Origin of the sequence: Pseudanabaena sp. UWO310, assembly GCF_006861605.1 — a bacterium.
In the GTDB taxonomy this organism is placed as follows: domain Bacteria; phylum Cyanobacteriota; class Cyanobacteriia; order Pseudanabaenales; family Pseudanabaenaceae; genus Pseudanabaena.
The window spans coordinates 67,867-91,857 of sequence record NZ_SELU01000007.1 but is presented as its reverse complement, the minus strand read 5'-3'; the positions used below and the strand labels follow the sequence as shown (position 1 = coordinate 91,857).

11 protein-coding genes are annotated in these 23,991 nt (G+C 43.5%); 5 read left to right on the top strand and 6 right to left on the bottom strand.

The window, feature by feature from the left end; all coding sequences use genetic code 11:
• Window positions 1-73: 73 nt before the first annotated feature.
• The 5 genes from purT to PseudUWO310_RS04190 form a co-directional block, all read right to left on the bottom strand.
• Window positions 74-1,249 (bottom strand): formate-dependent phosphoribosylglycinamide formyltransferase, encoded by a 1,176-nt coding sequence (purT, locus tag PseudUWO310_RS04210; protein WP_142599282.1) that lies wholly within the window; start codon window positions 1,247-1,249, stop codon window positions 74-76.
• Window positions 1,250-1,427: 178 nt separating this feature from the next.
• Entirely contained in the window at window positions 1,428-3,152 is a 1,725-nt protein-coding gene (locus PseudUWO310_RS04205) for an ATP-binding protein (RefSeq protein WP_142599279.1), read from the bottom strand.
• A 40-nt stretch (window positions 3,153-3,192) separates the two neighbouring features.
• Window positions 3,193-3,975 (bottom strand): DUF928 domain-containing protein, encoded by a 783-nt coding sequence (locus PseudUWO310_RS04200; RefSeq protein WP_142599277.1) that lies wholly within the window; start codon window positions 3,973-3,975, stop codon window positions 3,193-3,195.
• Window positions 3,976-4,434: 459 nt separating this feature from the next.
• Window positions 4,435-7,128: a CHAT domain-containing protein gene (locus PseudUWO310_RS04195; protein WP_142599276.1), complete on the bottom strand. Its 2,694-nt coding sequence runs from the start codon at window positions 7,126-7,128 to the stop codon at window positions 4,435-4,437.
• A gap of 16 nt (window positions 7,129-7,144) precedes the next feature.
• Window positions 7,145-11,017 carry a filamentous hemagglutinin N-terminal domain-containing protein gene (locus PseudUWO310_RS04190; RefSeq protein WP_142599274.1) on the bottom strand — a complete coding sequence of 1,291 codons (3,873 nt, stop codon included), beginning with the start codon at window positions 11,015-11,017 and terminating at the stop codon, window positions 7,145-7,147.
• Window positions 11,018-11,385: 368 nt separating this feature from the next.
• Here PseudUWO310_RS04190 and PseudUWO310_RS04185 point away from each other — a divergent pair, with 368 nt between their 5' ends.
• The 5 genes from PseudUWO310_RS04185 to PseudUWO310_RS04165 all read left to right on the top strand — a co-directional run bounded on the left by PseudUWO310_RS04185 (window position 11,386) and on the right by PseudUWO310_RS04165 (window position 21,680).
• Window positions 11,386-13,155: a ShlB/FhaC/HecB family hemolysin secretion/activation protein gene (locus PseudUWO310_RS04185; RefSeq protein ID WP_223805528.1), complete on the top strand. Its 1,770-nt coding sequence runs from the start codon at window positions 11,386-11,388 to the stop codon at window positions 13,153-13,155.
• A 9-nt stretch (window positions 13,156-13,164) separates the two neighbouring features.
• A complete protein-coding gene (locus PseudUWO310_RS04180) occupies window positions 13,165-15,603 on the top strand; it encodes a CHASE2 domain-containing protein (protein ID WP_142599270.1) in 2,439 nt (812 codons plus the stop codon).
• Between the two features lie 634 nt (window positions 15,604-16,237).
• Window positions 16,238-17,275 (top strand): DUF928 domain-containing protein, encoded by a 1,038-nt coding sequence (locus PseudUWO310_RS04175; protein ID WP_142599269.1) that lies wholly within the window; start codon window positions 16,238-16,240, stop codon window positions 17,273-17,275.
• Between the two features lie 140 nt (window positions 17,276-17,415).
• Window positions 17,416-20,289: a CHASE2 domain-containing protein gene (locus tag PseudUWO310_RS04170; RefSeq protein WP_142599267.1), complete on the top strand. Its 2,874-nt coding sequence runs from the start codon at window positions 17,416-17,418 to the stop codon at window positions 20,287-20,289.
• A 5-nt stretch (window positions 20,290-20,294) separates the two neighbouring features.
• Window positions 20,295-21,680: a response regulator gene (locus PseudUWO310_RS04165; RefSeq protein WP_142599265.1), complete on the top strand. Its 1,386-nt coding sequence runs from the start codon at window positions 20,295-20,297 to the stop codon at window positions 21,678-21,680.
• Window positions 21,681-21,732: 52 nt separating this feature from the next.
• Here the strand turns inward: PseudUWO310_RS04165 and PseudUWO310_RS04160 are convergent, their stop codons facing one another.
• A complete protein-coding gene (locus PseudUWO310_RS04160; RefSeq protein WP_223805527.1) occupies window positions 21,733-23,640 on the bottom strand; it encodes a ShlB/FhaC/HecB family hemolysin secretion/activation protein in 1,908 nt (635 codons plus the stop codon).
• Window positions 23,641-23,991 lie beyond the last annotated feature (351 nt).

The following is a 23,991-nucleotide window of genomic DNA, read 5'->3' as shown; positions in this document are numbered from 1 at the left end:
AAAGCCTATGGCTCACGCTGCGCGTGAGCCATAGGCTTTTGGGTTTTATATTTAATTGCGCCTAGCTACTTAATTATGAAGGGAAATCATTGATTTTAACCTTAGATGCGGCTTCTGTTGCCTTTTGCCGAGAATCGGCGGCATCTTTCCCCTTCGCTAAAGCCACGCCCATGCGTCGGTAGGGACGGGAATCTGGTTTGCCAAATAAACGAATTTCTACGTTAGGAATCGCCAGAGCTTCTTCTACACCTGTAAAGGAAATCTCATTGCTTGTTTCGCTAGCAAGAATGACCGCACTAGCAGATGGACTGAGCAATTCAATTGTGGGAATGGGTAAGCCTAAAATAGCGCGTAAATGAAGTTCAAATTCGTTGAGATTTTGGGAGATGAGGGTAACCATTCCCGTATCGTGGGGACGGGGAGACAGTTCCGAAAAAATTACTTCATCCTTGGTGATAAAAAATTCTACGCCGAAAATCCCTGCCCCGCCAAGTTTATCGGTGACTTTACGAGCAATGTCCTGTGCGTCTTTGACTTGATTCGCAGTTAAGCCCACGGGTTGCCATGATTCTTGGTAGTCACCGCGTTCTTGCCGATGCCCGATCGCTTCACAAAATAAAGTCTCTCCCTGCCATTGACGGATCGTTAACAGAGTAATTTCGACTTCAAAATTAATAAATTCTTCAATGATGATTTTGGCAGTATCGCCTCGCGCTCCCGCGATCGCATAATCCCAAGCCTTCTCTAGTTCATCGCGAGAATTAACGACAGATTGTCCCTTGCCAGAAGAAGACATGACGGGTTTAATTACGTTCGGAAACCCAATGTCGTCGGCAACGGTTTTCAGTTCCTCAAGGCTAGTAGCATAGGCATATTTGGCAGTACGCAAGCCCAACTCATTACTGGCTAAATCACGAATGCGATCGCGATTCATCGTGAAGTTGGTGGCTGTAGCTGTGGGAATGACCTTGTAGCCCTGCGCTTCCATCTCGATCAGTTTTTCGGTGCGGATTGCCTCTACTTCGGGCACGATTAGATCGGGTTGATGTTTTTTGACGACGGCTTCGAGGGCTTCGCCATCCAACATCGAAATGACTTCTCGAACATCGGCAACCTGCATCGCTGGCGCATTATCATAGCGATCGACCGCAATCACTGTATTACCGAGTCTTTTCGCCGCTATTACAAACTCCTTACCCAGTTCCCCAGAGCCTAGCAGCATGATTTTTTTTGGTAATGCGATCGCCATTAAATTCACCTCGTTATTTCACAAAACAGCAATAAGTAGTTCGGCATAAAAACCAAAACCAGAGAGCGTACCGCCCGCTACGCGGGCGGTACGCTCTTAGCTACTTATCATACTGGTTTTGGCTATAGCAACGTAAGGTTTGCTAAGCCAAAAAAACTTGACCGATGCTGGGCGTACATCAAGGGTTTTGACCTTCTTTCATCTGTGCATAGAGATAACTCAAAATCTTGTCAAGTTGGCGACCCTTCAGCAACTCTATTATTTCTCCAGTAAAAATTTGTAAGCAAGCATCCGACTTTTGTAAATCTCGTGCAGTTTCTTGGAGAGCGTCGAAATCACCATTTTTGGCAAGCTCTAGGAAATTTAATAGGATTCGGCGACTTGGTTTGGCAAAACTAGCGATCGCCTGAGATGCAAAAGATGGCGGTGAGGACATCTCCGAAGGAATCGCATCGTGATATCCCTCCTCAGCATCCAAATTAATCGGTGTCGGACTTACATAATTAGGTAAGTCAATCTCTAACCAAAAATTACTCCCTTCCCCTAAAGCACTGGAAACATTTAGTTCGCCTCCCATCAAGGCAACTAGCTTTTGACTGATGGATAAACCCAGCCCCGTCCCCGATTGCATATCCTTAGGATCGCCAACCTGTTCAAAGGATTCAAATATCTTAGACAAGTCTTCCGAGGCAATCCCCACACCACTATCAATAATGTCAAAGCGAATTTTGTTACTGCCTAGGTCTTGGACAGTCAAAGAAACCACCCCTTCACTGGTGAATTTGATAGCATTGCCCATCAAGTTAAATAGAACTTGACGCAAGCGCCGCGCATCACCATAAACTAGTTTGGGGATTTGCCCGATAGTCTGATAGACAATTTCTACTTTTTGCTTGCTTGCTTGTACCTTAAATGTATCCAGTAGCTCAGTAAGCAATCCATTTAAGTAAAAAGGTTCGTACTCAAGCTCTAATTTACCAGCTTCAATTTTGGACAGGTCGAGAATATCGTTAATCAGAGTTAGCAAGTGATTGCCACTACGTTGAATGATGTCTAAACCCTTTTGATTTTTAATCGGATCGTCACTTGTTTTTAGAACTTGTGCATAGCCAAGAATTCCATTGAGGGGAGTTCTGAGTTCGTGACTCATATTCGTAAGAAATTGACTTTTGGCTTTATTGGCACTATCCGCAGCTTCCTTGGCAATTTCGAGTTCTATAGTGCGTTCTCGAACGAGATTTTCTAAGTTTTGATTAAAAGTTTGAAGCTGGGAATTTAGTGCGGCAAGCTTTTGTCTACTTTCGGCAAGACTAATGATCGTGCTATAGCTTCTTAAGCTGGCTACTAGGGATGTAAAGAGCTTTTGTTCCGTTAATTCAGTTTTTGATTTATAGTCATTGATGTCATAGTTTAAGATTACTGAAGATTCAGGGAATTCTGATGGCTGCCCCGTACGGAGAATTATCCTTACCAAGGGATTTTGTAAGACTTCGCGAATATATTTGACAGTATGTAACCCTGCGTCATTCGTCTCCATAATTACATCTTGCAGGATCACCGCGATGTCAGGATGCTGCTCGACAATCTCGATGCCCTCAGTACCAGAGAACGCCGAAAATATCTCCAATCCTTTGCCCGCAAACCTAAACTCCTCTAGAGCTAATCTGGTTACATTATGCACGGATCGATCGTCATCACAAATTAGGATTTTCCAAGTCGCGCTACTTTTGATCTCTATGGCTCGATTGATGACATGAGACTCATGGCTATGCTCCCCAACAATGCCAACAGTAGATAGATTGGATAGATTGTCTGGCTTTTCATCTACATGAGATACCTTTTCATCATCTTCTTCTAAGAAAATCAACTCATCGGAATCTGTAGAATCGGCATCTGTAGACATTGTGCTTTATTTGTGACTAGTTTTTGATAACTAATTCGACTTAGTTTTTGAGAGGACTGTTGGCTAAGGGCGCGAGATTGGATGATGTGAGTAGATTCAACCAATTGTTTCGGAGTTCAGCATTATTGGGCTGGGATAGACGCAGATTAGCAAGGTTAGCGATCGCTTCATACCAAATACCAAACTTTGCGTATATATACACTCGATCGATCGCGGTTGCCTTTTCTAATTTGGCAAGCATACTTGGCTCAGGTTGGATGCGTCGAATGAGACCCTCAGCAAAATGATCTTCAGGATCACCAGTTTCGCATACTAGGGAAACTAGCCATTTATAATCCTTGCCGATTTCTAGGGATAAGCGATCGAATTGAACGTTAACAACGCTGGGAGTAGTTGTGAGATCAATTCTTTTACGGGCGATCCCTTTACCTTGGGGATTCTCAAGCGTAAACTCGACCGCGATCGCATTAGTTTTGGGAATGTAGGCGAAAAATCGAGGATTGGATGAGATCGTCAACCCAAATTGGTTTGGGGGAAGTAGCGGCGTAATCTGATGCTCTACGGAAGACTTTGCTTTGAGATCTTTCTGATGTAGGTCTAGAGCCTTTAAGTCCTTTAAGCATTGTCCATCGCTGCCACGTCTGCCACCACCAATGGTTGTTGTGGGTGCAGGATTGTTTACGGGTGGCTCAAAGGTTTGTGCGTTAGCACCTGCGACAAAATTAGAAAACGGGGTGACTTTCCAAAGAGTCGCGATCGCTAAAAATACTAAGTAGCGGTAAAAGTGCCGATAAAAGTGCCGATAAAGTAATTTGGGAAACATAGCCTTATTCCTAGAAGCATTAACTGAATTAACTAAATTAATTGATGAAAGTAGACTTGTCCGACGAAAAAACTAGCAGCCACAGAATCAACGACGCACAATAATTCTAAAAAATCAAGGATATTACAAAAATCTTACTATTAAACAGTTTACTAGTTTTTTTATGGTTACGTCAAAATGCTGCCCTAAAAGTAACTAATACCAATTCCCAAAAGTGTGGCTACACTTTTGGGAATTGAAAGCCAAACCCAGTAAGGGTTTTAAAATCACAAAATGGCTACGCCATTTTGTGATTTGGTATAAGTAGCTAGGCATAATTAAAACCCAGAATCAAAACCTGTAGCGCACGCTGCGCGTGCGCTACAGGTTTTTGGATTTTATATTTAACTGCGCCTAGCTACTTTAAGTCTGTAAATAAAGCCCTATAGAGGCGGCGCTTCGCGCCGCCTCTATAGGGCTTTATAACCAATTGCCCACGAGGACAAAGGGAGCCCAGTAAAAGGGGTGAGTAAATTGGGGATTGTTTAAAAGCCCGATTTGCGCTTTTCGTAAAGCATTGGCTTTAGTGGTTTGGAGGAGCATGAGTTCTTGATAAAACTTTTCCATAAAGGTGGCTGTGGCACTATCCTCAACTGACCACAAACTGGCGATCGTGCTCCTCGCCCCCGATCGCACCGCCAGCCCCGCCAGACCCAAGGTGGCGCGATTATCGCCTTTGGCAGTTTTGCAAGCACTGAGTACCAATAGCTCAATGGGATTTAGTTGGTCGCGATCTCTGGTTTGTAGCAAATCTCCTAGCTGTTTGACTCCAAGGCGATTATTCCAAGTCAAAATAAAGGTTTTCGCCGCGTCAGAACTAAATTCACCGTGGGTGGCTAAATGAACTACTCGAAAGGAATTTTTACTGATTTGGGTTTTGATAGATTCGCTGATAAAGGTTTCATTGAGCAATGGGGTTGGAGCGGATACTAAGGACGCAATTTGCTGAATTTCTCTTTCGACATTAGGTAATGCACTAAAATTTTGCGTTCCTTTGCTCAAGCCACCGATAAACACTTCTAGTTGCTGACGCTTGAGGGGGTGGGGATCGAGAAGTTGCAATCCTGGAGTGACAGCCAGATTGTATTTCTCCATTAAGTACTGTTTACCATCATAGAGAACTGCCATGGGCAGATTTCGCAGGGCTCCATCGAGAACGAATACGAGAGTTTGAATTTTATGGGTGGTGAATATAGCTTCAAGTTCTTTGCCAATGAGGATATTGTAGGTTTTCTCTGAGTTTGTTTGAATATCGGTCTCAAGGGATGTGCGCCTTAGCGATCGCCACAGTTCGCTCAACAGTCGGTTGAGGCTATCTTGGGAAATTGTGGTGGTGCGATGGATGAGGGAACGATCGGGAAGCGAAACGATCACTTCTACCCGATCGGGCAAAACGATGGGGTAAATGACGGCTGCATGAGCATCGACTTCGTCAACTTGGGTCGAAAGTCCTTTCAGGCAAGCTTCTTTAAAGAAATTATCTAATTCTGCGATTTGCAGAGATTCGATCGCTTTACGGGCGGCGATGAGATTTTCTTGGCTTAATGCTTGCCCTTTTTCATGGGTCATGAGCAGGTCTACGAGCTGGCGGTAGATAGGCTCGACCCCATCACGAAAGGAAAATTGAATGTCGGCATTGCTCGAGACCAGATCACCGCGAATAGAAGTAAGGGTGCTGACGGTTTCATTGTAAGCAGCGATCGCCTGAGACTGTTTACCTTGGGCTTTAAAAATCCTTCCTAACTGCCACTGCCAGCGATAGGCAATGTCAGCGGCATTATGATTTTGGGCGAGAATAAGCGCTTTTTCGGTGAGTCCCTGAGCTTCCGTAAATTGTTGGGAGCGTTCGTAGAGTTCTCCTAGATAACCGATCGCATAGGATTCGGCTCTGGGATCACCCATTGCTTGGGATTGTTGCGCCGCCTTAGCAAGTAATTGGGCGGCAATTTGGCGATCGCTTGCTCCAGAGTTTAGCTTCATTAAATCTTGGGCAAAACCCACCCTCGCATATACCGAAGCCCGACTGGGAGGGAGATCCTGTAACTGGGCTTGGATCGTCGGTAATAGTCTCTTGACGGTCTCAAATTGTTTTAACCCAATTTCAAGGCGCAATTGGTTTATTTGGGCTTTTACCTGAGTGATGGGACGGGTCGTAATTTGAGCAGCCTGTTGATAATAGGCGATCGCTTCGGTACTCTTTTGCTGACGCTCTCTACTATCTCCTGCACTTGTAGCCTCCAGTTGGCTGGAGTTGACGTTACCCAACCCAAGGAAAATCTCGGCAATAGTTGGCTTATCGTTGAGCTTTTGGGCGATCGCTAGACTTTCTTTCAGGATTGTCGTAGCTTCAGCGAAATCTCCATTGAGACGCAGGGTATCACCGAGTTCGATCAGACTAGCAAGTTTTAGGGAAGAGGCTGGAAGCTCTTGAAGCGCCGATTGAACTTGGTTGAGGAGATCTTTGGCTTTGGGATAGAGCCCAAGCGATCGCATGGCTTGACTTTGATTAATTTTGTTGCGAATGGCTCCATCTTTATCTCCGATCTGTTCGTAAATAACTGCGGCTCTTTGCCAAGTGGCTAATGCTTCTTGTGCCTTGCCCTGCGCGATCTGGATACTCCCCTGAATATTGAGAGCCTGCGCCAGTAATTTAGGTTGTGGGAGATGGGATTGGAAAATTTCTAAACTAAGTAAAATTGATTGTTCTGACTCTTGCCAATGACCGAGCTGTTGATGGGCTAAGGCAAGATTTTGGCTGACAACAGCTTGATTGAGGCGATCGCCTTGTTTGGCATAGATATCGGCAGCCTGTTGCCAAGTCGCGATCGCCTGAGCATATTGTCCTGATTGATAATATTGTTTTCCGATATCGACGATCGCGACAGGATTAGATTGACTGATAGAGATACCCGAAACGTTAAGTGAGTCTTGTCCAGAGGGTTTGGGAATGTCTTTGGTAATATTTTTGGGAATATCTTTAGGAATATCTTTAGAAATATTTTGGGTCTGACTGGGTTGCACATTCCATCCTAAGAGGATGGTAATTATTGCTGCGCATAGCCCCATAATGAGATAGCGGAGGAGCTTGCTGCTTTTGGGCTTTGAATAGCTCATAAACCTGTTCTTTAAGTTATTTGGTACAAGAAAGCTCAGGGATGGCAGGGCTAAGCGGGTTCGCCGCCGCAATTAATCGCAACTTGCCACGACTATCTCTAGCGATCGCATTTGCCTCAATAATAGCTTTGGGAAATTCTTTAGTTATTTCTGGTTTGATATCTGATTTTATTTCTGGTTGCGTTTGCAATCCGAAGGTTGAATTATTGGCACTATTATTGGCGGCACTATTATTGGCAGCACTATTATTGGCACGGGGCAAAAGCTCAGCTAATTCTACCAAGGGTTGTGGGCTGGAAAGCTCGTCGCTAGGGCTTTTGGGTAAACCGCCTCTACCCAAAACCGTAAAGCTACTATCGTGACTAGATAATTTGCCACCCACTCCACAAGTCTGACTAATTTGTCTTGATGGATCGATGAGATTAATTGGTAAAGCAGTTAGCCCGTGACTAGGATCGATGTCTAGGGTCGTCACCTTTACATTGCCCTGCAATCCAAATTGGGAACTAGCAGTAATATCACTAAAGGGAGTCAGTTGCGATCGAAATTCTAATCCATAAATACCATTCGTAGTGATATTAATATTGCCTCCATTACCCGTAAAAGCATTCGCAAAAATATCGCTATTTTCCCCCTTAACACCGATCATAAATCCTGCATTAATATTAATGTTGCCCCCATTCCCCCCTGCATTGGTGGTTCCTGCGGTAGTACTAATATCACTGCCATAGCGCAGAAGTAATATCGATGGGATATGCAAACCGATGTTACCCCCATTAGTACTTGCGGTCGAAGCATTTATGGAGGAACCATTGAACAGAGAGAGGTAATTTGATGAGATATTGATATTGCCACCAATACCATCGCCTAAACTGCCAACAGCGATCGTCGCACCATCTTGAAGCGTGGCATACTGTGCATCGATCGCAATATTGCCACCATCCCCCTTCGAGCCTTTGGCGGTATTAGCAAATAGACCAGTACCTGCGGTAAAGCGCATAGAATTTCCTGCTTTGATGTCAATATTGCCAGCTTTCCCATTACTACTAGTTTGAGCGGTAATTTGACTATTGGTTTTGAAGGTGAGATCCTGCCCTGCGGTAATAGCGATATTACCTGCATCGCCTAGGCTACTGGTATTACTCAAGATTTGGCTGTTTTGGAAGACAATGGACTTCGGGCTAGTTATAGAAATATTACCCGCAGGATCTAGCCCTTGGGTCGTACTCAGGATCAATGTGTTATCAAAGGTGAGATTATTCGTACCCATGACATTGACATCGCCCGATCGCCCGCTTTGTCCAGAACCAAAAATCGTCTTAATGAAAGTATTCGGATCGTTAATATCGTAGGCTCGTTGGGGAAAGTTGACCGTTTTACTCGTAATGATCTGAAGATCGGCGATCGCTAAATCGCCCAATCCCTTAATATTTACTGCGCCCGCCCGCCCAAATGCCGATGAGGTAAAAAGCCCGAGGTTTTTGATCTGATTTTTCGCAACTAAATTAACTTCTCCCCCATTGCCACTAATCGCGCCTAGCTTAGAAATGGAGAAGGACAAGATATAACTAGTTAAGGCACTGACAATGTTGCCTTTGGGAGTGGACATCGATACCGTTCCTGCATTTTGAGAAGCGGCCGCAGGTGCAAAGGAGTAAGCTGACAATGTTGAATTGTTCAGATTAATATTTCTAGCGCCAGAATATAAAGAAATTGCGCCGCCATTGCGAGCATTTGCCGAGGGTGAAAAAGAGTAGGAATATAGGCTTAAGTCATTTAGGTTAATATCACCCGAAGCAGTTGCTAAGGAAATTGCGCCGCCATTGCCAGCATAATTCGATTTTGATGATGAATAGGAAGCAGTAGAGGAATTTAAGGGTGCTTTAATCAGCGAAATATTGCCAGAATTGGAAGCTAAGGAAAATGCTCCACCATTGCCAGAGGATTTAAAACCAGAGTATGTCCCCGTGTCTAAATAAGTACCAGTACCTCCGTAGAAACTGTTGGCATCTTGAATTGTGATGTTGCCAGAATTAGTGGCGACAGAGGCTTTCCCCCCATTGCCTGAAGATCCTAATATGGATACTGATGGAGATTTCCACAGGGGAGCCGTTACAATAATATTCCCTGAATGGGAAGTGAGAGAAACATCTCCCGCATTTCCCGAATCACCCAAGAAAACGTAGGAAGATGCTTCAAAATACACCTGATCGAGGATGATATTGCCCGCATAGGAAGATAGCGAAATCTTGCCACCATTGCCCGTATTGCCTACAAAGGTAAAAGAGTCAGTGTATAAATTCGCACTTGTCGTAATGTCGCCATTGTAAGAAGAAATGGCGATCGCGCCACCATTGCCAGCATTACCAATCAATGGCTCCGAGTAAGCAATTAAGTCCGAATTCAGCGCAATGTCCCCGCGTCCATAGATATGAATATCCCCAGCATTCGCCCCGACAATACCTGTACTCACATCAATTGCTTGGGTGGAGATTTTACCTTGTAAACCGTTGGGAGCAAACTGGTTGGTCAATAACACTAATCCACTGGGGATATCTACACGAATATTGCCATTAATCGTGATGTCAGCACTAGTCGGAGAATTGTTATAACTAGGAGGTGGAGCGATCGCGCCTGAGACTAGGGGACTAGTTGGTAAGCCGCCGAGTTGCGCCCAATCTACCCCCGATCGCACATCTAAAGTTGCTTGCTGGCTCCCATCAACTGTAATAGGGATTTTTATGGGGACAACATCCTGAACTGAGCCGTCACTGTTCTTAATTGTTTGGTAGTCAGTCAAATAGACTGTGGCGAGATCGGCATAGCTTTTTGTGGCATTAAATAGGGTTGAATTACTAGGATTGATGGTGGTACTAGTACCGCCCGTAGCAGCGATCGTCACATTGCCCAAGGTAACGCTTCCCCCAGCCAGAATATGCAGCGAGGCTCCTGTATAGTTGCCTAAATTGACATCGCCATTTACCAAAATGATGGGATCGTTGGGACTGATGAGATTACCGAGAGTTCCATTGAGATTTTCAATGTTTAAGTTTCCTCCAGCGAAGAAATGTGCGTCACCGATCGCAGGATTGGGCGATCGCAACACCATATTTGCTCCCGACCAAAAACCACTGCGAGGATGATTTAACGCAAAAATATCGATCGATTGATTGCTCTGCAATAGCATTTCTCGACCCGCAATTGCCCAAAATGGATTGCTCGCTGTATCACGAATTTTTAACGTATTTTGCGCTTGTAAGGTTAAATTTCGACCTGCCTGTAACTGTCCCTGTAGGTCTAATCTATCCGCATTTAAGATTAAATCTTGTTTGGCTGACAGATTGCCAAGATTGGCGATCGTTGCCCCCGCATTACTCGCACCATACTGTAATCCTAGAGTAATGCTGGTGGTTAACAAGGGGGGGGCTTGGGGATTAGTGGCACTAAATTCGCTGCCATCGGACAATTTGAGGCTACCTGCGGTACTACCCAAAAAAGTTCCCCCGACATCTAGTTTGGCATTGGTTCCAAACGTAAGACCATTAGGATTAAGCAAAAATAAATTAGCTTTTCCATTTGCTTTAATGATGCCATCAATGTTAGAAATGGAAGCACCTGTAACTCTCGCTACGATGTTTTCAATATTGACAGCATTATTAAAATAGGCAGTATTATTCGGAGCGATAGAGAATTCTTGAAAACTATGATAAAGGTTAACTCCCCTAGTAGTTCCCCCATTAATTGTGGAGGTTAGCCCACTTTTAGTTACCATAGAGTTGATCGGCAAAGTCTGATCTGGAACGATCTGGGCAGATGCAGAGAATGTATTGGGGAAAAGACATACACCAACTAGATAAGAAATATAGATAGGGTATGACAAGTGTTTCATTCTCTAAATTCCTGTTTGTAAGTATTTCAAAAATCAATGGTAAATATTTAAATTAAATATTTAAATTAAATATTAGATTAAATATTAAATGTTAGATAAGTAAGCTGCGAGGCGCAATTAAATATAAATCCCCCCAAACCTGTAGTCTGTGATACAGTTTTTGATGTTTTTGATTCCCAGTTAATATATCTAGTTAATATATCTAGTTAACTGGATAGCTAAGAATAAATAATTTTAAAGTCTAAAAGCTAAATATGAGTAAATCATATCTTAGCATTGAATATTAACTAATATATGCAGCTAAATTATGCCCAAATGAAGAATATTTCCTCTCGATAAATAATTAGTGAAATCTGCAAGTGATTATCGTGAAAGCATTATATGATTACATATCCATACCTTTAGACAAGAAAATCAAGAAAATATATATTTCAGTATTAGTGATTTCCTTAAACTTCTACAATCAAGAGATCGTAGCTCAATCCCCATCTATTCCTAGTTTGGGAACCCCTAACGAGCTTGCCCCCAAAATAACTCCGAAAACGCCAACGGAACCTTTGCCACTGCCGCCGCCCGATCGCCTATTTAATCTCCAGAATCCCCAAACGCCCCAAACGCCATCAGATTCGCAAATACCTCGCCATAGTAATTCTGAATTGATCGTAGTCAATAAATTTGAAGTAATTGGCAGCAGCATTTTTAGCGATCGCGAATTAGAAAACATCACTAATCCCTATACTAATAAGCCAATTTCCATCGTCGAATTATTTCAAGTTAGAACCAAGATTACGGAACTGTATTTAGAGCGTGGTTATATTACCTCTGGGGCATACCTCCCAGAGCAGGACTTACAGACAGGAACCGTTAAGATTCAAATCGTTGAAGGGGGATTAGATCGAATTAAGGTTATAGGATTGAATAGACTGAATGCAGGCTATATCCAATCGCGGATTGCGATCGCCACAGGTAAACCGCTTAACCGCAATCGTCTCCTCGAAGCATTACGACTATTACAAATCAATCCTCTCATTGAGAGTATATCGGCAAATTTATCGCCAAGTTGGGAGGCAGGACTAAATGATTTAGAAATTAAGGTAACCGAGGCTTCAACCTTCAACCTTCCGATTACCTTTGATAATAGTCGCGCTCCCAGCGTCGGCTCCGAACGCCGCCAAATCCAACTGATCGAAGCGAATTTAACAGGGCTAGGAGATCGCCTCAGTCTCTCCTATGGCAATACCGATGGTAGCCATGCTTTTGATGCAAGTTATACAATTCCTTTCAATCCTTACAATGGCACGATTGGGCTGAGTTTGGGAACCTCATCGAGTAATGTCATCGAATCTCCATTTAACATTCTCGATATTGCCTCTAATTCCCGCAATTACGAATTGACAATTCGTCAACCCATCCTCCAAAATACTGCCCAAGATCTCGCCCTAGGCTTAACCTTGAGTCATCGGCAAAGCTCAGCATCATTGCTAGGTGGGCTCATTCCTTTTCCTGCTCTTGGTGCTGATGATAATGGTCAAACGAAAGTTACGGCGTTGCGGTTTTTTCAAGAATATGTCCAGCGCAGTGCTGAAGAGGTATTTGCGGTGCGATCGCAACTAAGTTTAGGGCTGAATGCCCTTGGCTCCACCATTAACGACCTGTCTCCAGATAGTCGGTTTCTCGCTTGGCGAGGGCAAACTCAATATTTGCGGCTACTAGCACCGCAAACGCTACTACTGTTGCGAGCCGATCTCCAACTTAGCGATCGCCCCCTATTGTCTCAGGAACAAATTAGTTTGGGCGGACAAGATAACCTGCGGGGGTATCGCCAAGATGCATTGCTCAGCGATAATGGCTTAGTTTTATCGGCGGAGGTACGGATTCCGATCTTGCAAATTCCCGACATTAATGGACTTTTACAGGTTGTTCCGTTCTGTGATTTTGGTACGGTATGGAATCAGCGAGCAAATACAAACCCTGATCCGAGCACTCTCGTCTCGGTAGGCATGGGATTGCGATTTCAAATGAGCGATCGCCTCACCATTCGGCTCGATTTAGGCTTGCCCCTGAGTCGAATTTCCGCAGAAAAGAGAACCTTACAGGAAAATGGGATTTATTTCTCCATATCTGCAAATCCATTTTAAAATTTATCTATGTGGAGCATTCTCAAAAAAAGTATTTGGAAATATAAAGAGCTCTGGGTAATTATCCCCATGACCACAGGGATCTTACTAGGAATTCGCTTTTTGGGCTTACTTCAGCCCCTAGAATTATCCCTATACGATTTGTTCTTTCAGTGGCGACCATCAGAACCGATAGATAATCGGATTGTGATTGTCGCAATTAATGAATCGGATATTCAGAAATTTGGTTATCCCATTGACGACGACACCCTCGTTAATCTTCTCAAAGCGGTCAAACAGCAGGAACCTAGAGTGATCGGATTAGATCTCTACCGCGATCTACCAGTACCGAAAAAAAATAATTCTGGATATCAAGAGCTATTGAGTATATATACCTCCACACCCAATCTCATCGGTATTCGCAAAGCGATCGCCAATCGAGAAGGTGACGGTGTGGCTGCTTCTGCAATCTTGGAAAAGCTCAATCAATTTGCAGCCAATGACTTGCCCCCCGATCGTGATGGCAAAATCCGACGAGTACTGTTATCGTTAAAAGATAAGCAAGGGAAAACGATTACCAGCTTGAGCGCGGCTCTAGCGCTCCAATATCTCAAAGCCGAAAATATTAAACTAGAAGTCCTTGACTCCCAAAAGCAACAATATAAATTGGGGAAAGCAATTTTCTCGCCTATGGAAGAAAATGATGGCGGCTATGTTCGCCAATCCTTAGGTGGCTACCAGATATTATCGAACTTTCGCAATTTTCAGGATGGATTTCTTGTAGTCTCATTAACGCAAATTTTAAATGGAGATATTCCTCAGGATATCTTTCGCGATCGCCTTGTTTTGATCGGTATTACCGCTGAAAGTAACACCGATTACTTTATTACTCCCTATAACAGCACGGTTTTAGGGAATTCTTTTCCCGTCACTAGTGGGGTGACCTTACATGCCAATATCGCTAGCCAATTAATTGCGAATGCCCTCGGCGAACGTCCAGTTTTACGGGTCTGGTCAAAACCGATAGAAACTCTATGGATTGCCATCTGGTCGCTGGCTAGCGGTCTACTGTGCTGGAGTCGTCGCCATGCCAAGCCACCGAAATGGTCGAAATTCACCTTCCGTATCCCTCGGTTAGCTCTAGAGATCACGGGGTTAGGGACGAGTCTATTGATTGCTAGCTATATTCTATTTTTACAGGGATGGTGGATTCCAGTTTTTCCTGCATTTTTTGCCCTATTTACTTCGACGATGGTGATCACGAGTTATAAAGCTCTCAGCGCAGGCGAAGCGCGTAGACGCGCTATCTTTTCGGTTATTCCCGACTTGATGTTCAATGTCAATGGCGATGGAATTTATCTAGGGCAGGTTAACTTTGATAGTAGCGTCGAGTTGTTATATCCCGACATTGAAAATATTGGTAAGCATCTTTCTCAAATCCTGCCGCAAGAATTGAGCGATCGCCATCTTTTTTATATCCATCAAGCAATAAGCACTGGGGAGTTACAAACCTACGAACATTGCATCTGCGTTGATGGTAAGTACCGCGATGAGGAAATTCGGATTGTCGTTAGTGGAGCCAATGAAGTGCTATTTACGATCCGCGATATTAGCGATCGCAAAAGGGCGGAGCTAGCAATTCACAAAAAAAATGCCGAATTAGCTAAAACCCTAGACGAGTTAAAGGCAACCCAAAAACAACTGGTGGAATCAGAGAAATATGCCTCCCTTGGTAGCATGGTGGCTGGTATTGCCCATGAAGTTAATACCCCCATTGGCAATAGTTTAATGGCAGCTTCTATCCTTGAGAATGCCACCAATAAATTTAACGCCTCTTTCAATCGTGGCGAACTTAAAAAATCTAGCTTACAGGCATATTTAGAAAAAGCCAAAAGTAGTAGTGAAATCCTATCAGCAAACCTACATCGTGCTGCCGAACTCATCCAAAACTTTAAACAAGTTGCCGTAGATCGTTCGAGCCTAGAACAACGAAGCTTTGCCGTCAAAGACTATATTGAAAAGATTTTAACTAGCCTAGAACCCCAACTCAAATATACGCCCCACCAAGTAATTGTCCAAGGTAATGCCAATATTACGATGCAGAGCTACCCCGGCGCATTGTCTCAGATCGTTACCAATTTAGTGATAAATTCCTTAACCCATGCCTATCAGGGTTTAGATAAAGTCGGGCTGTTACAATTTACGATTACCCAGCAAGGCGACAAAGCAATCATCATTTACTCCGACGACGGAATTGGCATTGCCAATGAAAATTTAGCTAAAATTTTTGAACCTTTTTTCACAACCGCTAGAGACAAAGGCGGGAGTGGGTTGGGACTCCATATTATCTATAACCTTGTAACCCAGAATCTCCAAGGTACAATTCTTTGTGAAAGTGAAATGGGGATGGGTACAAAATTTACAATTGCCCTACCCATTCGACTACCCCATTCGACTACCCTCAACTAACGTTGGCTTTGAATCCTCTCAATCCCTGAACAACAAAGATTTATTTAACCCCAATTGAGATGCCATAGCCTATTCTCACATATTTGACATATTTGATCGCAGCTACCTAGCCCTTGCCATTAAAAAATCTTTAATATTTAATCAATATTTCCTCTTTTTGTCTAAAAAGTCATTCTTCAAAAATTGCTTTACTCAATGTTATTATTATGTCAATAATTCCCTCCTTAATAAACTGTATAAATGACCAAAACAAGACACTTTTATTCAGTATTTCACCATGATCAAGCGTAAATCCAGAATGTCTGAAATGCTTGCTGATTAATCATTTTGACCTTTAGATGTATTTTTTTGATTATACTAAAATAATTGGGATTATTGCATAGTATTTTTAATTGATTTCTTGCAAGTATTTTAAAGTTTACTCTATCTATCAAAACAAGTTTTTCGTATATCTCTTACGCATTTTTTATATATCTTTTGAATTTGACTTGTTTTGTAATGAAATTAAAGGAATTGCCATGTAATTGATGTCATGAAAAAAATTAACGGGTAAACTTATAATGCACATGGAAATAAACGCATTACATGTAACAAAAGTGGATTTTTCGTAACTTTATTTGAAGGAAGAATTCTAATGATTACAAGCTACCATCAACGATTTGGCAGCGTTGTAGGAATAATGACCCTACTAGCTAGCTCAATCGGATTTTCTCCGAGTGCAGCTCAGTCCAGCACGTTTAGCCCTCCACCAGAGAATACGGTACCAACCCAAACTACTGGTGGCGCATCTCGCGGCGGGTTTATACCTCCTGCTGACAATTCTGCACCAACTCAAACCACTGGTGGGGCATCTCGCGGTACTTTTGTACCTTCTGCGGATAGTTCTGCACCAACTCAAACCACTGGTGGGGCATCTCGCGGTACTTTTGTACCTCCTGCTACCAGTTCTGCACCGACTCAAACTACTGGTGGGGCATCTCGCGGTACTTTTGTACCTCCTGCTACTAGCTCCGCACCAACCCAAACTGCTGGTGGGGCATCTAGAAGCTCTTTTACGCCTCCTCCTAGCAGTTCTGCTCCCATTGGCACAGCAGGTGGAGCCTCTCGCACCAATGCCTATGGCTCTTATTTGATTGGCGATCGCCCTGTTTTCATGGCGGCAGTCCTACCTCAAACCTTCTATGGCACAACCTTATCTGCCCATCCTGCGATTTTGGTTTACCTCCCAGCTAGTGCTGCTCAAGAGGCGGTCTTTAGTCTGAAGGATGAATCAAAGCAAACGATTTATCAGATGTCTGTGCCAGTGTCAGGAAAAGCGGGGATTGTGGCAATCCAGTTGCCTGAGAATGCACCTGCTCTAGAAGTTGACAAAAACTATCAGTGGTTTTTTGCTCTCAAACTTGAAGGCAACTTGACCCCTAACAGTCCCTTTGTTGACGGTTGGATTAAGCGGATTACGCCTAGTGCTGATCTCGCTAAATCTTTAGAGGGCAAAACATCTCTACAGCAATCATCGATTTTGGCAGCTAACGGAGTTTGGTACGATAGTGCCTCAATCCTGTCTTCTTTGCGGACAGCCCAGCCAAACGATCAATTGCTTGCCAAGGAATGGAAAGAGCTTTTGGATTCCGTTCAACTGTCTCAACTTACCAGCTTGGCTATCACAAAGTAACACAAAGTAAAATCAAACTTTTGGTGAAGCCGATATTTCTATAGATTTCTATAGGAAAATGGGGGAAAGATGGTTATAAATCACCATCTTTCTTCTCTATGTTGCGAAATAGGCTACTCAAAATTTAAACACAGGTAAGTATGAGATTAGGACTCAAAAAATTTATCGGGAACTCTAAAAGAGTCTTAATTATAGGTTCTAGCATTTCAGCTATTGTCATTGTTGGCAACTTGCTCGGTGTTTTTAATTTACTAGAATGGGCGATTCGAGATAAATTCTTTCAATGGCGACCTGGGGAGTCCGTCGAAAATAATATCGTGATCGTGACGATCGACGAAACCGATATCAAAACAGCAGGCAATTGGCCAGTACCCGATCGCGTATTAGCGAAGGTAATCGAAAATTTGCGATCGCAAAATCCTCGAGTAATTGGGATGGATCTCTATCGCAATTTGCCAGAGGAGCCAGGACATCAAGAGCTCCTGCAAATCTTTCAAACCACGCCGACCCTGATTGGGGTCGAGAAAATGACTGGCGATCGTGTCGATCCGCCAGCGGTGTTAAAACAGAAAGAACAGGTGTCACTTGCCGATTTGGTCTTAGATAGCGATCAGAAAGTGCGTCGGGCTCTGCTCACAGCCGAAGACCAACGAGATAACAAAACGATTAAGTCGGGGCTAGCCACCCAAGTGGCTCTAAAGTACCTAGAATCAGAGAAAATTACCTTAGAACCTGTTGATGCAACTCAGCAAAAGTTTCGGCTGGGGAAAACCATTTTCCTCCCGATGAGAGATAGGGAAGCAGGCTATAGCAATGAAGACTTGGGTGGCTATCAGATCCTCCTGAATTGGAGAGGTTCGCTATCTTCTTTTCCCACTATTTCTATGCGCGAAGTGTTAGCAGGACGGATTCCCGACAATCTGATTCGCGATCGGATTGTGCTAATTGGTTCTACGGCTCCTAGCACTAATGATTTCTTCGCAACCCCCTATGATAATCTCGCCCAAACTAAAAGTACGCCAGGAGTTGTAGTTCACGCTAATATAGCCAGTCAGCTCATTCGTTCGGCAAAGGATGGTCGATTAGGGCTTCATAGTTGGTCGAGTATCGAGCAGGGAATCTGGATTGTGGTTTGGGCAATGCTGGGGACGGGGGGGATTTGGATTTTGATTAGCATTGCCGAAGACAAAGGGCGAATTTTAGGCGAACGAGCGGTCTGGGGGGCTTTCGTATCGATTGGCTTGTTATTTAGCTTGAGCTACTTGTGTTTTCTGAATGGGCTTTTAGTGCCGATCATGCCACCTTTATGCGCTTTTATTATGAGTGCGATCGCCATTACCAATGCTTATAAACAACAAAAGTTGGAATTAACCAATCAACAGTTGGAAATCCTTAACAATCAACTCCTCGATTACTCCAAAAACTTGGAAGTTAAAGTTGAAGAACGCACCCACGACCTTGAATTAGCAAAACAAGCCGCTGATAAAGCTAATCGCGCTAAGAGTGAATTTTTGGCAAATATGAGTCATGAGTTGAGAACGCCCCTCAATGGCATCCTTGGCTATGCGCAAATCTTGCAAAGATCTAAATCTCTCGACGCAGATGGGCAAAAAGGGATTAAGGTGATCCAGCGCTGTGGCGATCACCTACTGACATTAATCGATGATGTCCTAAATCTGGCTAAGGTTGAAGCGGGAAAAATTGAATTGGAGATATCCGATTTGCCACTGCCTGCTTTTTTAGAAGATGTGACCGAAATTTTCACCGTCAGAGCTTCTCAAAAAGACATAAGTTTTCTGGTGCAGATTAGCCCCAATATTCCTGGAGGCATTCGCTCCGATGAAAAGAGGCTACGACAGGTTCTCCTCAACTTACTCAGCAATGCCATGAAGTTTACCGATGTGGGAGGAGTAACCATGAAGGTATCCTTAGTGGGAACGAGGTCATCATCTCCAAGCAATGAAGCCCTAAGCCAATCCTTTGCCACAGTGCGTTTTCAAGTCGAAGACACGGGAGTAGGCATCAGTGACGAAAACTTAACTAAGCTCTTCTCTCCATTTCAACAAGTGGGAGATCAAAAGAAGCAATCTGAAGGTACGGGGCTGGGCTTGGCTATCAGCCAAAAAATCGTGCAATTGATGGGTAGTACCATTCAAGTTCGTAGCCGTTTAGGTGAGGGAAGTACCTTCTGGATCGATCTGGAATTTCCTCTGGCATCGGGTTGGGCGAATAATCGATTTCAATCCAATCGAATAATTACAGGCTATCAAGGGGCTCCAATGAAGATTCTGGTTGTAGACGATCGCTCGGACAACCGCTCATTTTTGGTTAACTTGCTCCGAAGCATTGGCTTTGAATTGTTTGAGGCTAAGGATGGTCAAGAAGGATTGGCACAGGCGATCGCCAATCATCCAGATTTAATCTTGCTCGATCTAGTCATGCCAGTTTTAGATGGTTTTGAGATGGCGCGTCGGCTTCGTCAGCAAGAGGGATTTGCCTCTGTGCCAATCATTGCTTGTTCGGCAAGCAGCTTTGATGACGATCTGCAAGAAAGTTTGACTGCTGGCTGTACGGACTTCACTCCCAAACCAATTCAATCAAAAGATCTATTTTTAAAGCTCAAGAAATATTTAAATTTGGAGTGGATCTACGAAGCACCCATGCATTCCTCTGCCCTTGCGGGCAGTTCAGTTATCAATGCGATGGAATCCATGGAAAATTCTCTGGAAAATGATCTCCCTACCGACGCTACGGGGACTTCATCAATTCCTGCCCCTGCGATCGTCTTACCTGAGTCGGAGGATCTACTGATCTTACTTGATTTAGCACTCAAAGGATTAATCAAAAATTTCATTAAACAACTGGATACTCTAGAGCAAAAAAATCCAAATCTTATTCCATTTACGACCCCACTCCGCCAACTTGCCAGTAGCTATCAAATCAAAAGATTGCAAGAGGTAATTCAGCAATATACCGATCAATCCTTAGAAAATCAATCCCTAGAAAATCCTTAAACTTTATGACTTTTAATCAGCCTTATAACCTATCGCAGCAATTGCAAACGAGTACGATTTTAGTTGTGGATGATAATCCCACCAATTTGGAAGTACTGTCTACAACACTAGAAAATCACGGCTTTACGGTCTCAGTAGCAATTGATGGCGAAAATGCTCTGTCCCAAGCTGAATATCTAAATCCCGATCTCATCCTCATGGATGTAATGATGCCAGGAATAGATGGCTTTGAAGCTTGTCGGACTCTGCTATCTAATCCCAAAACTCAGAATATTCCCGTAATCTTTATGACCGCCCTTGCCGATCCCATGGAAAAAGTTAAGGGTTTTGAACTTGGAGCCGTTGATTATATTACAAAACCTTTTCAACAAGAAGAAGTAATCGCTAGGGTTAATCTGCATTTGAGGTTGAGTTTTCTCAATAAAGCGATCGCTGAACAAAATCAACGTCTAGAACAGCAGGTTGCAGAACGTACGGCTGCATTAACTCAAGCTTTAGAAACCTTGCAAAGATCCCAATTGCAACTGGTGCAGAGCGAGAAAATGTCTAGTATTGGTCAGTTGATGGCGGGAATTGCCCATGAAATTAACAATCCCTTAGGATTTATCAACGGCAACCTATCCTTAGCTCAAGAAGGATTTACAAACCTGCTCGATCATCTCCAACTCTATCAAGCGGAATTTCCTCAGGCAAACGATAAGATCCTCGACCATGCTGAATCAATCGATCTAGACTTTCTGATCGCGGACTTACCTAAACTGACGAAATCTCTGCGAGTAGGATGCGATCGCATTAAGGATATTTCTAATTCTCTGCGCATATTTTCTAGATCTGATACCGAACGTCGCGTGAGATTTAAAATCGAAGAAGGGATTGAAGTCACGCTAATGCTGCTACGGCATCGTCTCAAGCCCGTCGATCAACTCCCCGAAATTCATATCGTTAAGGATTATGGAAAGCTGCCCGAAATAGATTGCTATGCGGGACAGTTGAATCAGGTATTTATGAACTTATTAGCCAATGCGATCGATGCGTTGCACTCTAGTGGTTACACTGCCTCAATGGTCAAACGGGGGGAAGCTAAGCAGCCTACTATTTGGGTAAAGACCGAATGGATCCATTGTGAGCCCAAATTGCATGATAAAGTGCGGATCGTTATTCGAGATAATGGGCTAGGAATCCCTCCCCATTTCCAGTCCAAAATATTTGAATCCCTGTTTACCACTAAGCCCGTAGGTAAAGGAAGTGGGCTCGGGCTTTCCATTAGTCGCCAGATAGTTGAAGAAACCCATGGCGGAAGATTGACGCTAACCAATACCTCAGCAGAAGGAACGGAGTTTACTATTGAAATCCCCGTTCATGAAATTGAAATCCCCTCCGAAAAAGACTAGATTTCTGAAAGCCATTTGCCCCCTTCAAGCCCTTCTCCTACAGGTGAAGGGCTTAAAAACGGGCCGTAGCAGAAAAATATAAGCCCCGTTCTTGTGAGCTATTGCCCTGCGAATTTACGTTAACTAGAGGGATGCCCCAGTCAAGTCGGATCGATAAAGCTTCCCCCTGTTGCCACAATAGCCCCATCCCCATCCCTACTAAAGTATTTGGTTTCGGATTGCTGCCATTGTTGTTCCAACCAGCCCCCGCATCAATAAAGGGTACTAGTTGCAAGATCCCTTTAGAATCGTTATCTCTAAAAATTGGTAGGCGAACTTCGGCAGAAACCTGTGCCCCATTATCGGTTAAGAGATAATCTTGGCGATAGCCGCGAATAGTGGTGACTCCCCCTAATCCAAATTGCTCCAAGGTTAGTAATGTGCGATCGGCGATCTGAATATCTCCCCGCAATAGAAAAAGAGTATCTGGGGCAAGTAGCTGTACCCATTGCCCTTGCCCGCGCCAAGCAAAAAAGTTGCTATCGGGAACTCCCTGCTGGTTTACAGTGGCATTAAATAGTCCCCCAAGTCCAAAACTAAATTGAGAGCGAAAAGCGATTACAGATTGTTCATTGCGCTTAGTCCATTCTTGGAAGAAACGTAAAGCGGAGACGCGGGTGCTACCCTGACTATCCGCGCCAGAAGAGATGGGAAATGGTCCAATATTGTCAATGCCTAAGGAAGTTTGGCTCTCTTGCCTTGAAAATGACAGCCCTAGGGCTAGCTCCTCTTGGGGGCGTAAAATCAAGGGTTGGCGATAGGTGACTTCGTAATATTTCGAGACAGCCGAAATTTTGAGTACGTCAAAGGGAGACTCGATTACATTACTAGTCGTAGTGCCAGCCGCCAATTGGATCGTGCCGTTACTAGGATTAATCGGCATAGTGTAGCTGAAATCAAAGCCATTGCTTCCATCGGTGTTGGTATAGCCCAATCTCAACCCATCACCAAGCCCAAGCAAGTTAGCATGAACGAGTTGGATTTGACGACGAAAACTACCCACACTAGGCGATCGCCCATTGTCCAATGTAGGGATAACGCTGAAATTTTTAGCTTCCTTAGCTTCCACTAATAAAATTCGCGTTTCAGGGCGATCGCCTGTTTGCAACTCTGCGGAAATATTTTCAATCAAGGGATTTAATTTTAGTAATTGTAGCCCTTCCAGCAGGTGGTTGATGTTTAAAGGCTTTGCTCCCGCTAATTCCAGACGGCTCCGAATATAGTCGGGATTAAGGTGTTGTAGCCCCGTAATTTTAATCTCTTCCAAACTGCCTTCGATCACCTGCATTATGATCGTCCCATTTGACATAGTTTGGGGAGGAATAATTGCACCTGAAGAGATATAACCACGACTAATGTAAAGCTGAGTAATAGCCGATCGCACCTGTAGTAATTCCGCGAAAGTCAACTCCCTACCCGTAAAAGGCTTAGTCACTACAGCCAGTTCTTCGGCAGTAAATACCGTGCTATCAATCACCTCAATTTGTTTGACAAAAAACTTAGCGGGAAAAGTGCTTGGACGAGTCTCTGTTCCTTCAGGGACTTTCGGTACTGACTGCTCTAAGGTTGGTGATGTAGGTAATGTTTCTTGGGGCAAAGCGGGTTGATTAGGAGAGGGATTAATCCGTTGTAAAGGATTAGAAAGATTAGGATCAACCCTCTGTGCTGTAAGCAATGGCTCTTCCCCTAGGCTCTGCTCAAGGGGGGATTGTATGGAAAATTGAGGAGCATCGCGCTTTGTGTTGACTTTGGTTCTGACATGATTATCGGCATGATCATTATCGACATGATCATGATCGGCATGATCGACAAGTTGTGTAAATAATCCTTGTTTATTCAATGCAGGATTAAGCTCACTTGCTTCAATAGCAGACAATTCTGAAGACAAACTTACAACTATTAAAATAATCGTAGATCTCATGAATGGCAAAGTAAATGGCAAGATGCGAGCGAGATAATTACACAACAAAATATTACAAAAATCCATATATTTAAGAGTAATTTCTTTGCTTTTTAAGATAATTTAAGTCTGCCGATATTAATAATCCATAATAAGTAAAATCAGGTAATATTTGATAGTACATGAATCCTCCAACTGACCTAGGAAATTATAGCAGTTTTTTTGTTTTGCCGTAGGCACAATAAAATACTAAAACCTTGGCTATGATTAGTTTTTTGTTTCATAAATTAAGCAGGAATTGATTTAGCAAGGTGCTATAAGTGTCTAGTCACAATTAGGTATAAAATCTAAAATCCATGATACACACAATGT

Coding starts and splice junctions, on each gene's coding strand:
- PseudUWO310_RS04180 (WP_142599270.1), top strand. CDS start 13,165: ATGTGGAGCATTCTCAAAAAAAGTATTTGGAAATATAAAGAGCTCTGG.
- purT (WP_142599282.1), bottom strand. CDS start 1,249: ATGGCGATCGCATTACCAAAAAAAATCATGCTGCTAGGCTCTGGGGAA.
- PseudUWO310_RS04160 (WP_223805527.1), bottom strand. CDS start 23,640: ATGAGATCTACGATTATTTTAATAGTTGTAAGTTTGTCTTCAGAATTG.
- PseudUWO310_RS04175 (WP_142599269.1), top strand. CDS start 16,238: ATGATTACAAGCTACCATCAACGATTTGGCAGCGTTGTAGGAATAATG.
- PseudUWO310_RS04200 (WP_142599277.1), bottom strand. CDS start 3,975: ATGTTTCCCAAATTACTTTATCGGCACTTTTATCGGCACTTTTACCGC.
- PseudUWO310_RS04205 (WP_142599279.1), bottom strand. CDS start 3,152: ATGTCTACAGATGCCGATTCTACAGATTCCGATGAGTTGATTTTCTTA.
- PseudUWO310_RS04190 (WP_142599274.1), bottom strand. CDS start 11,017: ATGAAACACTTGTCATACCCTATCTATATTTCTTATCTAGTTGGTGTA.
- PseudUWO310_RS04165 (WP_142599265.1), top strand. CDS start 20,295: ATGACTTTTAATCAGCCTTATAACCTATCGCAGCAATTGCAAACGAGT.
- PseudUWO310_RS04170 (WP_142599267.1), top strand. CDS start 17,416: ATGAGATTAGGACTCAAAAAATTTATCGGGAACTCTAAAAGAGTCTTA.
- PseudUWO310_RS04195 (WP_142599276.1), bottom strand. CDS start 7,128: ATGAGCTATTCAAAGCCCAAAAGCAGCAAGCTCCTCCGCTATCTCATT.